18 protein-coding genes are annotated in these 19,313 nt (G+C 51.2%); 16 read left to right on the top strand and 2 right to left on the bottom strand.

Features of this window, described 5'->3' with window-relative positions; genetic code table 11:
• From IGS61_RS03585 to IGS61_RS03525, 13 genes are all read left to right on the top strand, one after another.
• Window positions 1–872, top strand: an 872-nt coding sequence (locus IGS61_RS03585) for a DUF2345 domain-containing protein (protein WP_230538340.1), incomplete at its 5' end; no start/stop codon positions are given.
• A gap of 1 nt (window position 873) precedes the next feature.
• A complete protein-coding gene (locus IGS61_RS03580) occupies window positions 874–2,097 on the top strand; it encodes a hypothetical protein (RefSeq protein WP_230538339.1) in 1,224 nt (407 codons plus the stop codon).
• Window positions 2,098–2,121: 24 nt separating this feature from the next.
• Complete coding sequence (locus IGS61_RS03575) at window positions 2,122–2,793, top strand: AHH domain-containing protein (RefSeq protein WP_230538338.1); 672 nt, start codon at window positions 2,122–2,124, stop codon at window positions 2,791–2,793.
• A gap of 1 nt (window position 2,794) precedes the next feature.
• Complete coding sequence (locus tag IGS61_RS03570; protein WP_230538337.1) at window positions 2,795–3,412, top strand: imm11 family protein; 618 nt, start codon at window positions 2,795–2,797, stop codon at window positions 3,410–3,412.
• Window positions 3,413–3,502: 90 nt separating this feature from the next.
• Window positions 3,503–4,123 (top strand): imm11 family protein, encoded by a 621-nt coding sequence (locus IGS61_RS03565; RefSeq protein WP_230538336.1) that lies wholly within the window; start codon window positions 3,503–3,505, stop codon window positions 4,121–4,123.
• 116 nt (window positions 4,124–4,239) lie between these two features.
• Complete coding sequence (locus IGS61_RS03560) at window positions 4,240–4,857, top strand: imm11 family protein (RefSeq protein WP_230538335.1); 618 nt, start codon at window positions 4,240–4,242, stop codon at window positions 4,855–4,857.
• Between the two features lie 274 nt (window positions 4,858–5,131).
• Complete coding sequence (locus tag IGS61_RS03555; protein ID WP_230538334.1) at window positions 5,132–5,749, top strand: imm11 family protein; 618 nt, start codon at window positions 5,132–5,134, stop codon at window positions 5,747–5,749.
• 216 nt (window positions 5,750–5,965) lie between these two features.
• The gene (locus IGS61_RS03550; protein ID WP_230538333.1) at window positions 5,966–8,779 is read left to right on the top strand and encodes a type VI secretion system Vgr family protein; all 2,814 of its coding nucleotides are present in this window, start codon (window positions 5,966–5,968) and stop codon (window positions 8,777–8,779) included.
• Window positions 8,780–8,793: 14 nt separating this feature from the next.
• On the top strand, window positions 8,794–9,729 hold the full coding sequence (locus IGS61_RS03545; protein ID WP_230538332.1) for a DUF4123 domain-containing protein: 936 nt from the start codon (window positions 8,794–8,796) through the stop codon (window positions 9,727–9,729).
• Between the two features lie 23 nt (window positions 9,730–9,752).
• Window positions 9,753–12,500, top strand: coding sequence for a T6SS effector BTH_I2691 family protein (locus IGS61_RS03540; protein WP_230538331.1), 2,748 nt, complete (start codon window positions 9,753–9,755; stop codon window positions 12,498–12,500).
• Window positions 12,497–13,204 (top strand): putative type VI secretion system effector, encoded by a 708-nt coding sequence (locus tag IGS61_RS03535; RefSeq protein WP_230538330.1) that lies wholly within the window; start codon window positions 12,497–12,499, stop codon window positions 13,202–13,204. The genes IGS61_RS03540 and IGS61_RS03535 overlap by 4 nt, the downstream gene beginning before the upstream one ends.
• A gap of 366 nt (window positions 13,205–13,570) precedes the next feature.
• Complete coding sequence (locus IGS61_RS03530) at window positions 13,571–14,365, top strand: hypothetical protein (RefSeq protein WP_230538329.1); 795 nt, start codon at window positions 13,571–13,573, stop codon at window positions 14,363–14,365.
• 112 nt (window positions 14,366–14,477) lie between these two features.
• Window positions 14,478–15,173: a putative type VI secretion system effector gene (locus tag IGS61_RS03525; RefSeq protein WP_230538328.1), complete on the top strand. Its 696-nt coding sequence runs from the start codon at window positions 14,478–14,480 to the stop codon at window positions 15,171–15,173.
• 193 nt (window positions 15,174–15,366) lie between these two features.
• On the opposite strand, the gene IGS61_RS03520 is transcribed toward IGS61_RS03525, so the two are convergent.
• Window positions 15,367–15,900, bottom strand: coding sequence for an ankyrin repeat domain-containing protein (locus IGS61_RS03520; protein WP_230538327.1), 534 nt, complete (start codon window positions 15,898–15,900; stop codon window positions 15,367–15,369).
• A 43-nt stretch (window positions 15,901–15,943) separates the two neighbouring features.
• Entirely contained in the window at window positions 15,944–17,143 is a 1,200-nt protein-coding gene (locus IGS61_RS03515) for a YbfB/YjiJ family MFS transporter (RefSeq protein WP_230538326.1), read from the bottom strand.
• A 307-nt stretch (window positions 17,144–17,450) separates the two neighbouring features.
• Here IGS61_RS03515 and IGS61_RS03510 point away from each other — a divergent pair, with 307 nt between their 5' ends.
• Genes IGS61_RS03510 through IGS61_RS03500 form a run of 3 tightly spaced genes read left to right on the top strand, consistent with a single transcriptional unit; the run spans window position 17,451 to window position 19,161 of the window.
• Window positions 17,451–18,125: a CsgG/HfaB family protein gene (locus IGS61_RS03510; RefSeq protein ID WP_230538325.1), complete on the top strand. Its 675-nt coding sequence runs from the start codon at window positions 17,451–17,453 to the stop codon at window positions 18,123–18,125.
• Window positions 18,126–18,133: 8 nt separating this feature from the next.
• Window positions 18,134–18,502, top strand: coding sequence for a DUF4810 domain-containing protein (locus IGS61_RS03505; protein ID WP_442908019.1), 369 nt, complete (start codon window positions 18,134–18,136; stop codon window positions 18,500–18,502).
• Window positions 18,499–19,161, top strand: a complete 663-nt coding sequence (locus tag IGS61_RS03500; RefSeq protein ID WP_442908018.1) for a DUF799 domain-containing protein — start codon at window positions 18,499–18,501, stop codon at window positions 19,159–19,161. The genes IGS61_RS03505 and IGS61_RS03500 overlap by 4 nt, the downstream gene beginning before the upstream one ends.
• Window positions 19,162–19,313: the final 152 nt, after the last annotated feature.

Raw genomic sequence — 19,313 nt, 5'->3', positions numbered from 1 at the left:
TTCGGCACGAGGCCGCGCAACGCGATCCGGCCGGCGACAACGCCGCCGGCATTGCCCTGCTGAAACAGGCGGTGCTGCTGGGCGACACATTCAGCGCTGCCGCCAAGACGCACCAGACGGTGGCCTACGCCAGCCACATCGGCGCCAGCGCAGCAAACGCCAGCGCGCTCGACGGCCAGGCTGCGCCCTTGAAAGCGATGCTGGCCAGCGTTTCCGGCATGCATGAACAGTTGCCGCACACAAAGGACGCCATCATCGCGATCGCCGCCAGGGCCGGACTGGGCGTTGTCGCGGGGCAAGACATGCAACTGGCCAGCGGCGAAACCGTCACCATGATGAGCGGCCAGGATACCCAGTTCACCGGTGGCGGCCAGTGGCGCGTGCACGCGGGCCAGGCCATCGGCGTGCTGGGCGGCGCCGTCAAGGCCGGCGAGGGGGATACCGGGGTGCAACTGATCGCGGCCCAGGGCGCCATCGACCTGCAGGCGCAGGCCGACGTGCTCAACGTGCAGGCGCGTGACGAGGTCAACGTCATCAGCGCCAACGCGCATGTGGACTGGGCGGCGGCGAAAAGCATCCGCCTGTCGACGGCGGGCGGCGCGAATATCACCATCGAAGGCGGCAATATCACGATCCAGTGCCCGGGCAAGATTACGGTGCATGCGGGCAAGAAAAGCTTCAGCGGACCGACGAAACTGGACCATCTCATGCCAGTGTTGCCCAAAGAAGACAATACCTGGGTTGAACTCGAGGCAAGTTACGACGATGCATGGAATACACCTTGGCCTTTGGAACAGCTGAAATTCAAGGTCGATGGCAAGAGCATTTTACAGTCGGTCAATGTCAACCCGCTCAAATCAGGTAGCAAATAAGATGCAAGAGAAAGACTCGGAAATCAAGCACCTGCAGTTGCCGAAAGATGGTGCTGTGCTGGTGACCAGCGAACCCAAGGTGACGGAACGGGAAATCTTCGAAGACCGTGAATCCATCGTCCAGCGCCTGCATGCCACTTACCTCAACCTGACCGACCAGATGGCGGAATTCCAGAGGCTATGGGATGACGGCCCGACATTAGCGTTTATCAATAGCGCACGCGAGGGCTTGAATCAGGGGGGAGCCAGCTGGCTTGATGATCAGGCCGAGCTTTTCGAAGCCCGGACCTGGGTGGCAATAGGTGACAACATCAAAGAGAACGCAGGTACAGCTTATGACCGTCTTGGGACATACAGTGGGCAGCGTTATCGGGCACTTCAAAAGGAATTGAACAAGCATATCGATCATCCGGAAGATACCTTGTACAACTGGGCATGGTGGCGGAAGTCCATTGAAGATGAGGCGAGCGAACTGTATCGGCAGCAAGTCGGAAAATTGAAAAATACGGTCAATGCAATTTCCGACACTGCCGGGATGGTGCTCAATACAGCGGCAACAGCGAAGAAAATCTACAAGCATCGCACCGCCATCCTCAATCTGCCCAGTTTGATTGCCAATGGCGATCCAAAGCCGATCCAGGCGTTTGTCGACAGGGAATTGATGGATATCGATCCCAAACTGGCCAAGGCCATTAAAAATGACCCCAATTTTCCAGTTGTGCTGGAAATTATTGCCGACGCCGATAGCGCCTTGGCCTATGTTTCTTACGTTGGCCTGATGCTGGAAGCGATTCCGCCGAATTTCTATGCTTATGCGGCCGGCAAAGGGGGCGCGTATTTGATGATCGAGGTAGTCCTGCTGATTGTGACTGCTTTATTGAGTGCCGGAACCGCAGCAGCTGCACGCATCACCATGCTGGTCGCGCGGATTGCCGCAAGCAGCGCGAAAATCGCAACGGCAGGAAAGAAAATCAAGCGCGCGAAGGCAGCGGTGGATGCCCTGATAAGAATGCTGGAAGACTTGTCGAATGCGGTGGATGACTTGCACCAGCTCGGCGCCAAGCTGGTCAAGGCACGCGCAAAAGGACTTCGCATCAAGGGGAAATCAAAGATGACGCTGAAAACCAGGAAAGAAAGCATCAAACGCGACAAAAAATGTCGCTTGTGCGGCAGTACCGGGCACAGCACGCCGCGTGGCAGGCAGGGAACAGTGGTCTATAAATGATATTTTAAATTTATCGAGGCAGGTATGGCATTGATTGGAAATTCATCCAAGGATAGTAAATACTTGAATAGAATTAAGGCGGTAATTGAAGGAGATCATCATCATCCTCGCAATAACGGCGTGAGAATGCAGGCGCATCATATTATTTCCGCAGAGGGTATGAAAAGAAGTCAGCTTGGGAAGAAAATAGAAAAGTTTGGCTATGATATTAATCTTCTGCCGAATCTTGTATTTATACCATGTACTTTGCAAGGGGCCTGTCACCTCAACGTTCAGTTACACCGAGGGAATCATACTTCGAACCAAGATTCTTATGACGATGATTCTGAACCTGCGAGTTATCATCATATGGTGGCGCAAAGGATAATAGATCTTGGCCTGCCTCTTCATAAAGTATGTGCTGGCGACAAAATTTCAAATTCAAAAAAAGTCATATCTGAATTAAACAGGCTAAGCACTACAATTTTGGCTATGATTCAAAACAAACCTAATAAAGCACCGCTAACACGAATCGCTAAAAATTTTTCCCCAGGGAGTTTGCAAGGTTGTGGTAGCGTGGATTCGATAAAAAAATATAATGATAAAAAAGCATGTGGGGTGGATAGAAATCACTTCAACAGAGAAGCGAAAGAGCAAACAAGTGAAAATATAAAATATAAAAAAGTCAAAAGCTATATTTTCATGACAGGAAGGTAAAGTGAAAAAATATGAGCAGCAATATTACATTTTGATCGAGGCAGATGATGAAAGAATTCCATCGCTTTCTGCAGATAAGAACACGTCAAATAAAAATTATGATTTCGAGGAATTTCCAATCGGTTCACCTCCTTTTATGTTTTTTAACGCCGGGAGAGAATACAATGAAAAAAATGGTATTCCGTCATTGAAAAAAGTTCCATCCATACTTTTTGATGGAAATAATTTGCTTATAAGCAGCAGAATGCGAGAGGCGCTTCTGGAACTTGACATTCCGCATCTTCATATGCATCCATCGGTTTATATTCATGATGATGGACAATGGCATGAAGATTACTGGTATATGACTTTTACGGAAAGGTTCGATTGTTGGAGCAGGGCTGAATCTAATTATTTCAAAGATGCGGGACCTGTAAGTCTGGGCGGATTTGAACTTTATGAAGTATATGACTTTTGTTTTGATGAAGAGTTGTTGAATTCAATTCCGCAATCCAAGCGTTTGCTGTTCAAAATGGGCGGCGCTTTGAATGCTTTTATCGTATGTCATGAATCAATTTTAAGTATATTTAAATCTGGTGAGGTTAATGGAATAAAATTTACCAAAGTCGAAGATTATTGATGGGGTTATTTTAATGAAATGCAAAGGAGTAAATTGGTGAAAAATTTATTTCAAAAACTAATTATTGCATTTTAAGAGCTGGGAAATTAATTGAAAAAATATGAGCAGCAATATTATTTTTTAAGAAAGGCAAAAGAAAATGAAAGCCTTCCTTCCCTATGTCCTGATGATAACACCTCAGATAAAAACTATGATTTCGAAGAGTTTCCAGCCGCTGCCTCCCCGTTCTTTTTTTTAAATGCGGGAAGAGAGTATGGTGAAAAAAGAAATATTCCATCTACGCAAAGGATTCCGTCCATATTGTTTGATGGAACGAATTTACTTGTGAGTAGTAGCATGCGGGAGGCACTTCTTGAGCTGGATATTCCACATCTTCATATGCATCCATCGGTTTACATTCATGACGACGGAAAATGGCATGAGGATTATTGGTACATGACATTTGTGCAAAGATTCGATTGTTGGAGTAGGGGAGAATCCGAATATGATAATGAGGATGAACCTATACAGCTTGGTGGATTTGATCTTTTTGAAGTTTATAAATTTCACTTTGATGAAAAGCTGTTGAATTCGATACCTCTATCTCAGCGCTTGCTTTTTAAGATGGGCGGTGCGGTGAATGCTTTTATTGTTTGCCATGAGTCAATTTTGAAAATATTTAAATCAGGAGATGGCGATGGTGTAAGATTTGTAAAGGTGGAAGATTATTAATTCATGGGGTAATAAATTCAGGGGGCGAGCATGGAAACCAAGATCAATCTATACGGCCAGGTAGATTAATTGGCTATAAAAAGTCGAAAGCTATATTTTCATGATGGGAAGGTAATGTGAAGAAATATGAACAGCAATATTACTTTTTGAGAGTTGCAGATGATGAAAGGATTCCTTCAGTTTCTGCGGATGATGACACGTCAGATAAAAATTATGATTTCGAGGAATTTCCAATCGGCTCGCCTCCTTTTATGTTTTTTAACGCCGGGAGAGAATATAACGAAAAGAATGGGATTCCATTATTGAAAAATGTTCCGGCCATATTGTTTGATGGAACGAATTTGCTTGTGCCTGGCAGTATGAGAGAGGTACTTCTTGAGCTGAATATTCCCCATCTTCATATGCATCCTTCAGTTTATATCCACGATGATGGGCAGTGGCACGAAGACTATTGGTATATGACCTTTGTAGAAAGATTGGATTGTTGGAGCAGGGAGAAATCTGATTATGAAGATGAAATTCAACCCATACGACTGGGTGGATTTGAATTTTTTCTAGTTTATAAATTTTGTTTTGATGAGGAGTTGTTGAACTCGATGCCGCAATCCGAGCGTCTGCTGTTCAAAATGGGTGGAGCATTAAATGCTCTTATTGTATGCCATGAATCTATATTGGATATATTTAAATTGGGCGATGTGCATGGCATCAAATTCATAAAAGTTGAAGATTATTGATGCTCGGCGAGGAGCGTATGTTGCGGTTGTCCGGAGAGCTGAAAGTTCGAGTGGCATATTGGATGTGATAAAGAGTATTCCTAATAAGGCAGCTCTCGCAAGAATTGCTGAAAATTCCCATTTTGAATTTTCAGGCTTGCGATGGGTGGATTCAGTAAGAAATGAAATAATAAAAAGACATATGAGGTGCATGGTCAAAAAGAAGCGAAACTAAAACAAGTGAAATATAAATTGCAAAAGATCGACGATTCCAATTTCAAAATAGGGAAATGCAATGAAGAAATATGAACAGCAATATTATTTTTTAAGTGAGATGGAAGATGAACGAGTTCCTTCACTGTCTCCAGATGATAATACATCTGATAGAAATTATAATTTTGAAGAGTTTCCAATCGGCTCTCCTCCATTTGTATTCTTTAATGGCGGAAGGGAATATAATGAAAAGCGAGGCATTCCATCGTTGAAAAAAGTACCATCCATATTGTTTAGCGGGACGGATTTGCTTGTAACCAGCAGCATGCGGGAGGAACTTCTTGAACTTGATATTCCGCATCTTCATATGCATCCATCGGTTTATATTCATGATGATGGACAATGGCATGAAGATTACTGGTATATGACTTTTACGGAAAGATTCGATTGTTGGAGCAGGGTTAAATCTAATTATTTCAAAGATGCCGGACCTGTAAGTCTGGGTGGATTTGAGCTTTATGAGGTATTTGACTTCTGTTTTGATGAAGAGTTGTTGAATTCAATTCCGCAATCCAAGCGTTTGCTGTTCAAAATGGGCGGCGCTTTGAATGCTTTTATCGTATGTCATGAATCAATTTTGAATATATTTAAATCCGGTAAAGTCAATGGAATAGAATTTACCAAAGTCGAGGATTATTGATTGTTGTTGCAGGTAGGACTCATGAGTCCTGGTTGTTACCAGAGCTAAAAATTCTGCTGGGCGCGTGCTTTGGCCACAGCTTTGAACCAATGATTGCCGCAGTCCCGATTTCAATCGAATCACTCTTGCTATAACGAAATTTCTAGGGTGTAATGGCTTTGATAAAAGTGCTTATTTACTAATTTTGTGCGGGAAGCCGCGTGATGGAGTTTCCGGATGTCGATGTCCTTGCCCGCCAGTTTCACGCAAGCCAGCAGATTGCTACAGCTGACCACGCCCCTCGGCGCCGACCGCCTGCTGGCCGAATGCGTGCGCGGCGAGGAAGGCTTGAGCACGGGCTTCGTGTTCCAGATCGCGGCCCTGTCGACGGACGCCACCATTTCCTTGCGCACCCTGATCGGCCAGCCGGCCTTGCTGCAATTGCTGACCTCCACCAGCGCCGACGCGCTGCGCCCGTTCCACGGCCATATCACCGCCGTTGAACTGGTCGGCGCGAACGGCGGCATGGCGCGCTATCACCTGACCCTGGAACCCTGGAGCGCGTTTCTTGCCCACGGCCGCGACAGCCGCGTGTTCCAGGACATGACGGTCTTCGACATCCTCGACGCGCTGTTTGCCGCCTATCAGGCGCAGGGCAAACTGGCGCCGGCCTGGCGTTTCGATATTCTCGACCGCGCGGCATACCCGAAGCGCAGCCTGAGTACCCAGTACCAGGAAAGCGACTGGGCTTACGCGCAGCGCCTGATGCACGAGGAAGGGCTGTTTTATTACTATGAACACGGCGGCGATCCCGGCAGCCCCAGCCTGGGCAGCCACTGCCTGGTGATCGCGGACCATAACGGCGCGTTCAAGCCGAATGCCCAGAGCAGCATCAACTTCACGCAGCCGGGCGCCGTCATGAAGGTCGACAGCATCGACCGCTGGCGCACCGAATTGCGCCAGCAGACCAATGCCATCGAAATGGGCAGCTGGGATTACCGCTCGCTCGACCAGCGTGTCGCCAGCGCGGCGGCAGAGGCGGGCGGGGCGCAGGGCGTGGAGCTGCTCAGCCGCGACGCGCCCGGCGCCTATGCCTACGCTTCGCGCGAGCAGGGTCAGCGCATCGCGCGCAACCAGTTGCAGGCGCTGGAAGCGGGGAAGGAGATCCACGTGGCGGCCGGTACCGTGCGTACCTTGTCGCCGGGCACCACGTTTGTCTTGCAGGGACAGCCGGTGTTCGACGAGGCCGGCGGTGACGACGAACGCACTTTCCTGGTCGTGCGCACGGTCCACTTGATGCACAACAACTTGAGTGCGGATTTGCAGTCATCCATTGTGCAAACGCTCAAGACGGGTTTGCTCGATGCGGCCATCCGCAAGGAGCAAGCGGGCAGCCTGCACCGTATGCCGGCGCTGTTGGGCGCCATTGCCGAGCGGCCCCTGTATCGCAACCGCATCGATGCCATCCGCAGCAATATTGCTTATCGCGCCAGCGGCAAGGACCAGCATGGCCATTTGCTGCATCCGCGCCCGACCGTGCATGGCCAGCAGACGGCCGTCGTGGTGGGGCCGGCCGGCGCCGTGATTCACACAGACCGCGACCACCGCATCAAGGTGCAATTTCACTGGCAGCGCGGCGTCATGAGCCACAGCCGCCTTGACCATCCGCAAGGCGGAGGGCATACGGGCGCGCCGGGCGACGACAGTGCCGGCATCTGGGTACGCGTCGCTTCCACCATGGCGCCGGTGGCGGGCGCCAACTGGGGCGGCCATGCACTGCCGCGCATCGGCCAGGAAGTATTGATCGATTTTCTGGAAGGCAATATCGACCGGCCGGTCGTCATCGGCGCCGTCTACAACGGCCAGGGCACGGCCGATGCACAGAATAACCGCGTGAGCCATGGCGCGGGACCGGCCACCGGCAACGCGCCGGCCTGGTTTCCCGGCGAAGCGGGCGCGCATGCCCATCCGGCCGCGTTGTCCGGCATCAAGAGCCAGGCCATGCAGTCCAGCCAGCAGGGCGGCGCGGCGTACAGCCAGCTGGTGTTCGACGACAGCCCCGGCCAGCCGCGCGTGGCCCTGCAGCGCCATGCCGGCGCACACCAGGGCACTGCCGAGCTGAACATGGGACATTTGCGCCATCAGACGGACAACCAGCGGCTGGCCGCCGCCGGCTTCGGCGCCGAACTGAAAACCGGGCACAGCGCCGCGCTTCGCGCAGGGCAGGGGTTGCTGTTGTCGACCGACGGGCGCAGCAACGCCAGCGGCACGCAGATGGATAGCAAGGAGGCGACGGACCAGATCGAACAGAGCCTGGCCCTGCTGACTTCGCTTGCGGAAACGGCGCAAAAGCACAATGCGGGGCTGAAAGGTGGCCAAGGGCAGGCCGAAGCGGCGCCCGACACCTTGCCGGCGCTGAAACAATTGGCGCACAGCATAGAAATGCTCAAGGGCGCGGCGGGCACGGGCGACGGCCAGGCGACGGCCTATGGCGCGCCGCAGCTGCAATTGTCCAGTCCGGCTGGCATCGCCGCCACCACGCCGCTCAATGTGCTCTTTGCCGCCGGCAATACCAGCAGCATCGCGGCAGGGCAGGACATCAACTTCGGCGCACAAGGCAACCATTTTCATGCAATCAGTTCCGGCATCAGCCTGTTTACCTACGGCAAGGCCAGCAAGGCCGACAAACCGAACCAGGAAACGGGCATCCGCCTGCACGCCGCCAGCGGCAAGGTCAGCAGCCAGAGCCAGTCCGATGAAACAAAATTAACCGCAGACAAGGCCGTGACCGTGGCCAGCGTCAGCAAGAGCGTCAACGTGAGCGGCAAGCAGCATGTGCTGCTGACGGTGCAGGGCGCCTACATCAAGCTCGAAGGCGGCAATATCGAGATTCATGGGCCCGGCAAGATGGAATTCAAGGCCGGCATGAAGGAGTTCACGGGGCCGGCGAGCAGTAGCGCGGTAAAGCAATTGCCGGTGGGTGACCTCAAGGGGTGCGAACAAGCAAGTAAGAATGCCAGCGCCACTCAGGCCGGATCACAAACATTGTAGCTCGGGGAATTTGTATGGAATCGACGGTCGAGGTTATTGTCAGCCAAGCATGGGAAGCACCACTCCAACTGCTCCATAAACAATTTCATGAAACGGCAAATGACCGATGTTTGTTATGGGTAAATCCTGCACAAGGAGATCCGTTTTCTTCGTATGCGATCGTGCAGCAACGAAAAATAGTCGTGCCCATTGCACATCCCCGTTTCGATCAGCAGTTCGCGCCATATCTGATCGAGCTGGCGCTGGATGAATATGCCGGCGCTGAACTATTCAAAATGAGTGTCGAACTTGCCTGGAAATCTTGGACAAAGGACAGTCTGTGGGCTGGTAACGGCCAAGCGATCGCTGGATGGGTTGTCAGTGACGAAGCGCCGGAAAACATAGCGCGCCATTGGGCCAGCCATTGCCATATTCATTCAGTTCAAGGCCTGGAAAAATTGCTCAGATTCCATGACCCGGGTGTCCGCGAATGGTTATGGCCGGCGATGACTGTCGAACAGCAGCGTCAGATGCTGGGGCCGGCAAGCAGTGTGATCGCATTTGACCGGCAGCAAAACCTGATGCGACATGGTCTGGATGACACCCGTGCGCTGTCGCCCCATGTTGCGCCTGAGCAGCGGCTGATCCTGAATTCATTGCAGTGGGCGCAAGTGAATGATTATTCCACGCTTCATGCCGCGTGGTTAACGTGGGGGGAATCTGGGCCGATGCGATGGGAGCAGGCGGTTTTTTCAGCATTGGCACGCGCTACGGACTATGGCATCTTGGATAGAAAAGACCGTGAATTATTTGCTTTACATGTTTTGCAACTCGGCAGTAGTTTCCATGATGATCAGCGTCTACAGGCAGTGTGGAGAATGACCAGCGCCGGCGAATTTTATGGCGGTGCGCTCGAAGAGGTGACTGGATGCCCTGCTGATCAATTACAAGATTATTTTTCAAAAAAATAATATAAAGACCTTCAGGAAAATTTATGGCTTGTACTAATCCAAAAAACCCAGAGTGCGAAAACTGCAATAAGTCCGGACTGGCTATTCTGCCTGTCCGATATGCCGTTGTGCCAAATGATGTTGATGCGACATTGCCCGATCCGCTAGGAAATAAAGTCACGGATGTGAAACTCAAGCATCACAAGTACGCATTGCGCACCTTGCGTAAAGGTTTTGTCTATCTTTTTTATGAAAAACATGCACGTGGAAGTCAAATCAAATGGGAAGTGTATAGCGTCTCTGAGGCAGGGACCTTATGGAAACAATATTTCACCAGCGGCCTCACGCCAATTAGAGTTGAACCGGCCTGTTCACGCAACGGGCATAACATACCTGCTTCAATCATATCAATCGAAAAGCCCGAGAAATGTGGAAAAGTCTGGCTGGCATTTTCAGACCATGCTTGGAGCAAAGAAACCTTTACTTTGTTTGCCAGCGATGAAAAATTGCGCGACAAGCGTATGCAAACTTTTTTACCTTCGACATGGGTGACGGCTGGAGGTTATCGACACGGCCTTCCCGCTACCAAGAAAAATATTGAAAAGGTCATTGAGTATAAAGAAAATTTCAACTCCATAAGTCTCAACGGGCTGCCGCTCGGTGAAATGAGCAAGGTGGATGGTAGCTACAACGCTGCAAAACTGAAAATGGAAAGCACTTGCCATGCTTTGCACCTGAGAAAAGGTGAAAGCGAAAAACTGGCTGGATTGATGAAAACAGTCGGTGACGGAAAAAATACCAAGGGTAATGCTCCTGTCATTATCGCCCTGTGGGATGCATTTGGCATTACCCATGAGCTCAACGGCTTCCGGAATGAACCTGCAGGTTGGATAAAAAAATACAGTGAAGAACGAGAACTGGAACTGACTGCATTGCAAGGTATCGAAGGCGTCAGAAAAACTCTGGAAAATACGGCGGTGGCGAACGAAGAGCAGCATCAGGAGGACACGCGAAATAACGCTCCTCAAATAAGCTCAACACAGGAACGCCGTGATCGGGCATTAAAACTGGCGGAACCGCAAAGAAGTCGTGAAACCGAAGTATGTGATTTGTTGGACCAGTGGGCTCGGGAGAAGGTGCCGGTTACCATGGGTTTTAGTGCGCGCCTTAATGATGCAAATGCTTATCCGGAGCCGTCGCGCAGCATCAAGATGGCCAAGGTAAAAGCCGATGCGGACAGCTTTATTGCGAGGCGAAGAGAAAATTCTCCAGCGATGATCGCCAACGAAAAAGAACTGTCTTGGGCGAAGTATGAGGAGATGCTGGAGCCTGGAGCTTATCAGGACTTCCGAAAGAAATATGATGCGATGCTGGGTGAAGCAAAAAATATTATCGACGAAAGAACACATGATCTGATCATGTGGTTGGAATCAAAATCATTGATTAATTACTTGAGCGAATTTAATGAGGAAAGTATCGAAGATGGTGTTGCCTTTGAGGATAAGATTGGTAGCGCAATAAACGGCATGAATTCGAGTATTCAAGGACAGAATAAAATTACTGAATGGGTCAAAGAGATGAAGGCGCATGAGCCGAATCTTCTTTGGCGTGCCCTGTCTCTGAATCAAAAAGCGCTTGGTGAACAATTTAATACTGCGCTGGCAGAAGCCGGAACGAGTTTTAGCGAGGTCGGTAAGGCCAGTATGGATTTTTTGGCAGTGCATATCAGAAAGGCCTGCGATATCTACAAAAAGGTCAATACCATGCAAAATACCTTGCTGAAAGCTGCAGATGCTACCGAGGGTATTAAGGTCATAAAGGTGGTTGAGCTTGATCGCTTGTTCATGACAATTGGAGATTTGCTGTTCAGACCTTTTTTGAAGAGGGGCGCAGATTCCACCGCTGAATATGCTGTCCGAGGTTTGATGATGGCGCGTGCCGGAGTTGAACCTGGACGCATCATCGGCGCAATAGAAATTCAGGCAAGGCAGGAAGGTTTGGCCAGAGCCGATATTGTACGTCGCTTGTCGACAGCAAAAAGCTTCATCGGATCGGGGAATGATTTAAAAAGCGACAAATATGCAGCACTGGAAAAGAAATGGATGGAGGTAAAGGGAGATACTACCAAAGGTCCTACAGCGCTGAAAGAAAATCGTTTGTCGTTGCTTGTCGCGACACTTGAAATTATTAATTTGGTAAAGATTGCGTGGGAATTCAAGGATGATAAAAAAACCTTGGGTGAATTGTGTGCTGCCATATGTTCGACGACTGCCGCGATTCTTGATATTGGCGCCAATGCAGCGAAACATTTGGTTGGCGACAAGGTATCGGTGACATTTCAATATTTGAAAGTATATGGTGGTATATTTAGTACTGTAGCAGGATATTACACAGCATTGAAAGATTTTCAAAGTGCGCAAGAAAATTCAGAAAAGGAGAATTATAATTTAGTGGTTATGTACAGTTTTAAATCCATTGTGCAATTTTTTGCCGCCACATTAGGATTGCTTTCGAGTTTATCTTATGCCGCCCCATTGCTTAAAGCTAGTAAAATGAAAGTTGCTCAGTGGGCGGGGAAGAAACTTTTGTTTTACAGATTATTTTGTATGACTTGGGCTGTGCGATTGAATATGATTGGATTGGCTGTTACTTTGTTAGTTTGGATTATTACCCCAGATGCTTTAAAAGAATGGTGTGAAAGATGTCCTTTTGGAAAGGAAAAAAATAAAGGAACAAAAGATCCAAAAGTTTTGTTGGATGAACTGGGCATGGCGTTTCAAAAGGTTTCATGATGAATAATATGAATGACATACAGTATAGTGTAGTAACTGGATTTATTGATAATTTAAATACGCATGACGTTAATGTTAATTATTTGAAGGGAAGCGAGAAATTTAAAAAAACTGCAGGTCTGACTGCAGTCTTACAAGCTGCTGCTGGTGAGCCAGGAGCGGTCCATAGCGCTCAGGCGGCGACAAGTGATGGAGATCCTGTAACGAGCTTCAGAATGAGTGTCGCTGGAAAATCTGTTAGTGGAAGTTTCTGGGAGGTTGACTTCAAGGAAGGTGATGAGGTTCAAGTTGTAGGATATGCAAGGAATAGTGACTTCATTGCTGTCGCAGTCGTCGATCTAAAAGAGAAGAAAATATGGATGCGACCGCATTGCGAACGTGGCACGACCGCAAAAAAATATCATTTATTAAAATGTAGTGGATATTTTTGCGTAGGGTTATACATCCTTACTCTTGGAATGGGTTTTTTTGGAAATATTCCATTATGGTTGATGTTAATTACTGCGACTGTAACAGCGCCAGTTATTTTATTTGCAACTATAGGGCTGAGTTGGTCAGATTTTATGGATTTCTCAAAAGAAATGAATAGAGTTGGAAAAGCCTTGGGAATTGTTTATCCTGAAAAAATTGATCTTTTTAAAAGTACGAGAAAATCCAGAAAGTCAGGAAAGCCAGCTTTGCCGATGGGTGTGTATTATCTTTAAGCGCGATGGCGCTACTCTATAGAGATATTTCCAGATGCCATAGATCTTGATGTGAATTTCGTCCATCGGTCAGCTCAGCCGACCGGACGCTTGTGCTTGCATGCCATCTTTTCAATGAGCAACAGGAGTCGATCGCCTACCTGTTGATCGATGAATGGTCAACCGATACGCCGCGCCTCTCCATCAATTATTGAAGATGGATATCTGATGTAGATGAGGAGTGACAAATTGGCGAACCGGTTTCAAGCATGAAAATGGAGGAAAAGATGAGAATAGCTTAGCGAATAGCCGTTTGATTCTGTTGAAAAATTTAATAAAATTGCAGAAGGAATTAAAGATGATTCAAGCATAATTGTTAGGAAGCGCATGATGGCTGAAGAGAATAATGAAAATGAATTTTCCGACGAGGATTTTTTCATAGTGGAAGGAAAACTCACAGAATTTCATATGGCTGCAACAAATGTAAATTTACTTGGTAAAATTGAAAGCAGCCTTGCGGAAAAGAATCTGGCAGGTGGTGTCGCGGCCGCCATCAATGGCATGCCAGGGGCGTTGGCAAATGCAGCCATGCTGAGTTTTTACGATGGCGAAGATATGTACAATTTTGCCGGGTTGGTCAACGGGAAAGTAGTATGCGGTGTTTTTAGAGACGCTGATAAGATCAAGGATGGTGATGTCGTAAAATTGGTGGTCACACAGAGAAAGGACGTGCTGTACGTACACAGTTTGATCCGCGTTGATGATAGCTTTTTTATGATGCCATTGAATGCTTATTGCGGAGAGCGTGCTTTTTTCTGGAGTTGCATGAAATTTGCAAGGAACATGACTTTGGCTGTTTGGATAATTCTTTCTCTTGCGTTTTTTTTATCTGTCGATGTATCGTTGGAGAAAAATGAGAATTTAATTACGATGTTCAGCATAATACTCCTGATACCGTTGATTTTTTGTTTTCCTTTTGAGTATTGGAGCTTCCGAACTATGCGTGATTATTCGATCTATGCGACGGAGATTTTCACTGCCCATGGCTTTCCAAGGCCAAGTGACTTTGATATGCGCGCTGGCGCTACTTTATTCAAGGATCACAGCTATGGTTTTATTGGATACAGTTGTGAATTGGCTTTGAAAAAACACAGGTCGAAATACAAAATTCAATCTGCTTGATAATTTCCTCGATACATTTCCGTTACTTTCCAAGGTGGATCGGAGCCGCTTCCTCCCCGAAATTGATGGCATTGCTGTAAAGATATTGCCAGTTAGCGATCGAGAAAATCATATGCATGAATTCTCCTATAAGTTGGTCAGCGGTGTTATTGAGGAGTTAAGAACTTCCGACATGCATGTGAATTATTTGAAGAGTGCCGAATCGTTCAAAAAAATGTCCGGTTTGACCTCGATCGTGCAGGCTGCCACGGGCGAATCAGGCGCTGTTCACAGTGCGCAGGCGGCCACAAGTGACGGAGATCCTGTCACAGGTTTCAGCATGAGCGTGGGCGGCAAGTGGGTTAGCGGGAGTTTTTGGGAAGTTGATTTTAGAGACGGAGATGAGGTTCAGGTTGTGGGATATGAAAAAGGCAATGATTTTATCGCTGTCGCAGTCGTTGATGTAAAGGAAGAAAAAATATGGATGCAGCCACATTGTGAACGTGGAACACTTTCAAAAAAATATCATCTTTTAAAATGCTGTGGATATTCTTTTATTGGATTATGTATTTTTGAAATTTTATTGGGATTTTTTACTGGATTTCCAATTTGGTTTGTTTTGATTTGCTCTGCTTTTATTAATCCAATTATTTTGTTTGTAACTGTTGGATTAAGCTGGAAGGATTTTATGAGTTTTGCAAAAGAAATGAATAAGGTAGGAAAGGCGCTAGTGATCACTGAGCCGGAAAAAATTGATCTTTTTAAAAGTACGAGAAAATCCAGAAAGTCAGGAAAACCAGCTTTGCCGATGGGCGTGTACTATCTTTAAATTAGATAAGTAAAATGTACGATCCCGTTGATTTTCCTAATGAGCTACTCCTTTCTGGGGTAGAAATGAAGCATTTTCATTTTTCTGGACAAGGATGGCCGCAGGTACTTAGCGCTCGATGCTCTGGCGGTCGTAATCGCGCGCCATCTCCCGCGATGCCGTAGCGCGACTACTGGCAGACAGTGCCCCTGTTTTATTCCGCTTGGCCCAGGCTGGCCAGACGTGCCAGGGTCTCTTGCGCATTCATGCTCCTGGCCAGCGTGACGGCAGTCATGCCGCGGCTGTCCACGGCATCGATGCGGGCGCCGTGCTGCAGCAGCAGGTCGAGGATGGCCAGGCGGTTGAACATGGCGGCCATCATCAACGGTGTCTTGCCGTCCGGGCTGGCGCCGTCCACGCTGGCGCCGTGCTGGAGCAGCAGTTCGGCGAGCTCCAGGTAGCCCTTGTAGGCCACGCCGGCCAGCGGCGTCTGGCCCTGCTCGTTCGGGACGTTGGCGTCGGCGCCCGCTGCGAGCAGCAGGCGCGATGTTTCCAGGTGGCCATGGTAGCTGGCCAGCATGATCAGACTGTCGCCTTTTTCGTTGCGGAAGTTGACCGGCACGCCCTGGGCTACCATGGCGCCCAGTTGCTGCGTATCGCCTTCGCGCACCAGGGCAAACAGGCCCTGGATGAATTCCAAGGTTTCGGCATCCATCGTTGCCGGGCGTTTGCGCGCATCGTCGTTCATCGTGTTCTTTCCGCCAAGGTGGTTAATTAATGCCTGCAGTCTACTATGCGGCCGGCGCCAGCGCCTTTTGCCGCGCAGCCAGCGCCGCGCCGATGAAGAGGGCGATGGCCGAGGCGATCAAGCCCCGTTCAAGGCCGGCCGGGCCATCGGCGATCCAGCCGACGACGATGGGGCCGACGATCTGGCCCAGCGCGAACACGGTCGTGTAGGCGGTGATGCCGGCCGTCCACGATTGCTGCGGCAAATTATGCCGCACCAGGGCCGTGGTCGAGGCCACCACCGACAGGAACACGGCGCCGAAGACCAGGCCGGAGAGGAACACGACGGGCACAAAACTGGTCAGCGCGGGCAGGATGGTGACCGCGCCCAGCACGCCATTCAATATCGCCAGCGATTCGCCGCCCTTGTAGCGGTCCAGCATGCGCGCCCAGATGCGTGACGACGCCACCACCGCCAACCCCAATACGGTGTAGAAGACAGTGATCAAGGTGGCGCTCATGCCTTGCTGCTTGAGCAGGGCGATGACGAAGGTCATGTAGCCGATGTAGCCGACGCCAAACATGAAATAGCCGGCCAGGCTGGGGGAAAAGTCGCGCCAGGCGAAACGCCGCGGCGTGTCGAGGGCGCGCGGCGCTTCGCCGATCGCCTTCGCCGGCAGGGCCATGATGGCGGTGGCGGCCAGGCAGGCCGTGCCCAGTGCCAGCCAGGGCCATTGCCAGGCATGCGCGGCGCCGTGCGCCTGGGCGGACGTCAATGTGGCCGGCACCAGCAGGGCCGACAGGGCGATGCCGAAGCCCGTGCCGCCATAGTACAGGCCGATATACAGGCCGGCGCGCCGGCTGTGCATGGAGCCGAGGCGCGCCGCCAGCACGCCGCCGGCGATGAAGATGAAGGCGCTGGCCACGCCCGCGCACACGCGCTGCAGGAACAGGGCGGCCGTATCGCTGACCAGGCCCGACAGCAGCATGAAGACGCTGGCCAGCACGCAGCCGGTCATCAGCAAGCGCCACACGCCCAGGCGGCGCATCAGGGCCGGCGTGGCCAGGGCGCCGAGAAAGTAGCCGAGCGCATTGAAGGTATTCATGGCCCCGGCCAGCAGGTAGGACCAGCCCAGGTCGGCGCGCATGGGCGGCAGCAGCAAGCCATAGGAAAAGCGCGACAGGCCCAGGGCAATGGCGGCGCCCAGCGAGAGCGCCAGCGCCGTGGCCAGCGGATGGGCCGGGGAATGATCGTGTGTCGGCATGGCCTGGTGACCCGTCTATGTGAGAGCGTGGAGTTGGCGCCGGGTGGGGCAGGCCGGCGGGCAAGGTCTGTGGCGGCAGTGGCGTACGGCGCTGCCTGCACGCTCTTTTACTGCTAAGTTAATGAATCGGCTCCGGGAAGTCAAGCAGGCGCGCGCCTGACGTGGCTGGCAACAATGCAATCCTTGCCATCGTTACTTTTGGAGGGAATTATAAGACATACAATGCCATATAATTGCATTTAGGAAAGTAACTTGCTTATAATCAATTTTGTGAGTTGCTCCTGATCCTATATATCATAAGGGCACTATGAACAAGAATAAACCCGGCGCGTTGTTGATTGCAGCGCTGATTGGCGCGGCCCTGGCTGGCTGCGCTTCCGAATCCTCGCAAGCTTTGGCTGTCCCCACGGTTGCCAGCGCAGCCCGTCCCTACGTTGGTCCTCGTACCCTGATCGCTGTCGGCAAATTCGACAACCGCTCGAACTTCATGCGCGGCATCTTTTCCGATGGCGTCGACCGCCTGGGCAGCCAGTCGAAAACGATCCTGATTGCGCATCTGCAGACGTCCAACCGTTTCAACGTGCTCGACCGCGACAACATGGCGGAACTCAAGCAGGAAGCCGATTTCAAGAAGCAGGGCCAGAATATCAAGGGCGCCGATTTCGTCGTCACGGGCGACGTGACCGAATTCGGCCGCAAGGAAGTTGGCGACAAGCAATTGTTCGGCATCATGGGCCGCGGCAAGACGCAAGTGGCGTATGCCAAGGTCACCTTGAACATTGTCAATATCGCCACCTCGGAAGTCGTGTACTCGGCCGGCGGTGCCGGCGAATACAGCCTGTCGAACCGTGAAGTGCTGGGTTTTGGCGGCACCGCCAGCTATGACGCCACCCTGAACGGCAAAGTCCTGGACCTGGCCATGCGCGAAGCCGTCGAGCGCCTGGTGGCTGGCGTCGAAGCGGGCGCATTGCGCAAACAATAAGGTTTCCCATGAAAACAATGATGAACAAGGGCGCAGCCCTGCTGGCGCTGCTCGCCTGTGCCGCCCTGACCGGTTGCGCCACGCAATCGAAGACCCTGTATCAATGGGAAGGCTACCAGCCGCAAGTGTACGAGTACCTGAAGGGCGAAAGTCCCGAGCAGCAGATCGCCGCCATGGAAAAAGACTTGCAAATGATCGCTGCCAAGGGCAATCACGCGCCGCCGGGCTACCACGCCCACCTGGGCATGCTGTACTCGATCGCGGGCAAGCCGGAGCAGGTCGCCGCGCAGTTCGAGGACGAGAAGAAGCTGTTCCCGGAATCGGCGCCGTACATGGACTTCCTGCTGGGTAAAATGAAAAAAGGCGAAAAATTATGATGTCGCGCATGTTGAAAATGGCCCTGTGCCTGGGTCCCGCCATCTTCATGGTCGGTTGCGCCACCAAGCAGGCGGCCTACGATTACACCGCCTTCAAGGCGGCCAAGCCCCGTTCCATCGTGGTCTTGCCGCCGTTGAACAACTCGCCCGAAGTCAATGCCGCCAACAGCGTCTACGCGCAAGTGACCTATCCGCTGGCCGAAGCGGGCTACTACGTACTGCCGGTGGCCGTGGTCGGTGAAACCTTCAAGCAGAACGGTTTGACGAACGCCGCCGATATCCACGGCGTCGATGCCAAGAAGCTCAACGAGATTTTCGGCGCCGATGCGGGCCTGTACGTGACGATCTCCAAGTACGGCACGACCTACGCCGTGATCGACAGCGTGACGGTGGTGTCGGTCGATGCCAAGCTGGTCGACCTGAAGACGGGCGCCTTGCTGTGGCAGGGCGCGGCCAGTGCATCGAGCAATGAAGGCAATAACAGCGGTGGCGGCGGCCTGGTCGGTATGCTGGTGACGGCGGCGGTCAAGCAGATCATCAACACCAGCACCGACGCCAGCCATCCGCTGGCTGGCACGGCGAATGCGCGCATGCTGTCGGCCGGCGTGCCGAATGGCTTGCTGTACGGCCCTCGTTCGGAACGCTATCTGGCGCAGTAATCGTTCGGTAATACCCCGCACAGGCCCTGCATCAGGCAGGGTCCGTGGCGCTTCGGTTTCCCTTCAGTTGAAGCGCCCGGGCCGCCATGCTCAGACCTCGACGGCCACGGTGCCGCCCTTGGCGATCAGCCGCCCGAAACTTTGCCGGCGAC

Source organism: Janthinobacterium sp. FW305-129, assembly GCF_020858115.1.
Lineage (GTDB): Bacteria > Pseudomonadota > Gammaproteobacteria > Burkholderiales > Burkholderiaceae_D > Janthinobacterium.
This window is presented reverse-complemented; position numbering and strand designations above follow the sequence as displayed.